At 74.7% G+C, this 2,563-nt stretch carries 2 protein-coding genes; both read right to left on the reverse strand.

All coding sequences use genetic code 11. The features are described 5' to 3' along the window. Window position 1 precedes the first annotated feature (1 nt). Window positions 2-1,507 carry an anthranilate synthase component I gene (gene trpE / locus L2I40_RS21785; RefSeq protein WP_237217351.1) on the reverse strand — a complete coding sequence of 502 codons (1,506 nt, stop codon included), beginning with the start codon at window positions 1,505-1,507 and terminating at the stop codon, window positions 2-4. Window positions 1,508-1,535: 28 nt separating this feature from the next. Then, window positions 1,536-2,563 (reverse strand): peptidylprolyl isomerase (locus tag L2I40_RS21790; RefSeq protein WP_237217352.1); only part of this gene is annotated, 1,028 nt, incomplete at its 5' end.

The following is a 2,563-nucleotide window of genomic DNA, read 5'->3' on the forward strand; positions in this document are numbered from 1 at the left end:
CTCAGCGCCGCCCGGCGGCGAAGCGCACCGCTTCCTCGGCCGCGCGGAACAGCGCGCGCGCCTTCGCCTGCGTCTCGGCGTATTCGGCCTCCGGATCGCTGTCCGCCACCACGCCGGCGCCGGCCTGCACATGCATGGTGCCGTCCTTCACCAGCGCGGTGCGCAGCGCGATGCAGGTGTCCATGTTGCCGTCGGCGCCGAAATAGCCGACGCCGCCCGCATAGGTGCCGCGGCGGGAGGGCTCGAGCTCCTCGATGATCTCCATCGCGCGCACCTTCGGCGCGCCGGAGAGCGTGCCGGCGGGGAAGCCCGCCATCAGCGCGTCGAGCGGTTCGAGGTTCGGGCGCAGTCGCCCGACCACCTCGCTCATGATGTGCATCACCTGGCTGTAGCGCTCGATCTGGAAGCGCTGGCTGACGCGCACGCTGCCGATCTCGGCGACGCGGCCGACATCGTTGCGGCCGAGGTCGAGCAGCATCAGGTGCTCGGCGAGTTCCTTGGGATCGGCGAGCAGCTCGCGTTCCAGCCGCGCATCCTCCTCCGGCGTCGCGCCACGCGGGCGCGTGCCGGCGAGCGGGCGCAGCTTCACCTCGCCATGCTTCACGCTGACCAGGATCTCGGGCGAGGCGCCGACGAGGGCGAAGCCGCCGAGATCGAGGAAGAAGAGATAGGGCGCCGGGTTGAGGCGGCGGAGCGCGCGGTAGAGCGCGAAGGGCGGCAGCGCGAAGGGCACGGAGAAGCGCTGCGAGGGCACGATCTGGAAGGCGTCGCCGGCCGCGATGTAAGCCTTCGCGCGTTCCACCGCCGCGCAGAAGCTCTCCTTGGTGAAGTTGGAACTGGGCGCGGGCAGCGCCGGCAGCGCGGCGGGCGGCGCCGGGCGGGGCAGGGGACGGTCGAGCGCGGCTTCGGCCTCATCCAGCCGCGACTGCGCGAGGTCCCAGGCCGCCTGCGGGTCGAGGCCTGGCGCGGGCCAGACCGGCGTCACCAGCGTCAGCGTGTCGCGCACATGGTCGAAGACGGCGACCAGCGTCGGGCGGAACATCACCGCGTCGGGGATGCCGAGGATGTTGGCGTTCTTCTCCGGCAGCCGCTCGATCTGGCGGACCATGTCGTAGCCGAGGAAGCCGAACAGCCCCGCTGCGATCGAGGGCAGGCCGGGCGGCATCGGCATGCGGCAGGCGGCCACGAGGGCGCGCAGGCTCTCCATCGGCGGCGCGGCCTCGGCCGCGAAGGCATGCGGCGCGGTCAGCGCATGGCGGTTGATCTCCGCGACCCCGTCGCGGCAGCGCCAGAGCAGGTCGGGCTCCAGCCCGATGGCGGAGAAGCGACCGCGCGCCGCGCCGCCTTCCACGGATTCCAGCAGAAAGGCGTTCGGCCGCCCCTGCACGAGGCGGAGGAAGGCGCCGACCGGCGTGTCGAGGTCGGCGACGCGCTCGCGGAACAGCACCTGGCCGTGGCCGGCCGCGAGTGCTTCCGCGAAGGATGCGAAGCTGGTGTCCTGCGCCATGCGGGTCAGCCCTTCGCCATGCGCCCCGTCAGGGCACCACCTGCTGCATGAGGGTCTGGTTGACGCGCGGCGCGGCGCGGTTGCGCAGCGCCGCGGCGTATTGCGCCTCTAGGTCCTCCGCCGCCTGCGCCTGCGCGTTGCGGCGCACGGTCGCGAGCAGCTCGGCCTCCGCGGCCGGATCGGCCGGCACGACCTCGAGCAGCTGCGCGACCGCGAAGCCCGAGCGGGTCGGCGCCATGGCCGGCTCGCCGACGCGGGCGCCGAACAGGATCGGGAGCAGTTCCTGCGGCATGGCCGTGGTGCCCGGCGCGGCGGGCTCCGGCCGGCGGCCGAACGGACCCACGCGGTCCGTCGGCAGGTTGGCCGCCTCGGCCGCGGCCTGCAGCGTCTGGCCGCCGCGCATCGCCGCCATCAGCGCCGCGGCGCGCTCCTCCTGGAATCGTCGGCGCTGGTCGGTGAGGAAGGCGAGGCGCACATCCTCCTCCACCGTCTCGAAGGGACGCAGCGCGGGCGGGACGACGGCGCGCAGCTCGACGGCGATGAAGGCATCGGCCTGGCGCAACTCCTGCAGGCGCGGCGCGCGGCCGAGCTCGGCCTGGAAGATGGCGCGGACCGTCTCCGGCCGGCCGGCGACCGGCACCGGCATGGGCGCCGGCGCGCCGTCGGCGTCGTTGCCGCGGGCGTCGAGGCGCAGCGTGGCGATCGCCATGCCGTAGCGCCGCGCCGCCTCCTCGAGCGTCGCGCCGCCGGCGATCGCGTCCTCGACGCGGTTCGCACGCTCGAAGGCGAGGTCGGCGGCGCGTTCCGTGGCGATCTCCTCGCGCAGGCGGTCACGCACCTCCTCGAAGGGCGCGGCGGCGCCGGGGGTGATGCCGACGACGCGGAGCACATGCCAGCCGAAGGGCGAGCGGACGGGGGCGGTGACGCCGCCCTGCGGCGCAGCGAAGGCGGCGTCGGCGAGCGCGGGCACCGGCAGGTCGTCGCGCGTGACGCTGCCGAGCGAGAGCGGGCTGCCGCCCACCGCCTGCGCCGCCTGCGTGACGGCCGCCAAATCCG

It is taken from the genome of Falsiroseomonas oryziterrae (assembly GCF_021864505.1).
Taxonomy (GTDB): domain Bacteria; phylum Pseudomonadota; class Alphaproteobacteria; order Acetobacterales; family Acetobacteraceae; genus Falsiroseomonas; species Falsiroseomonas oryziterrae.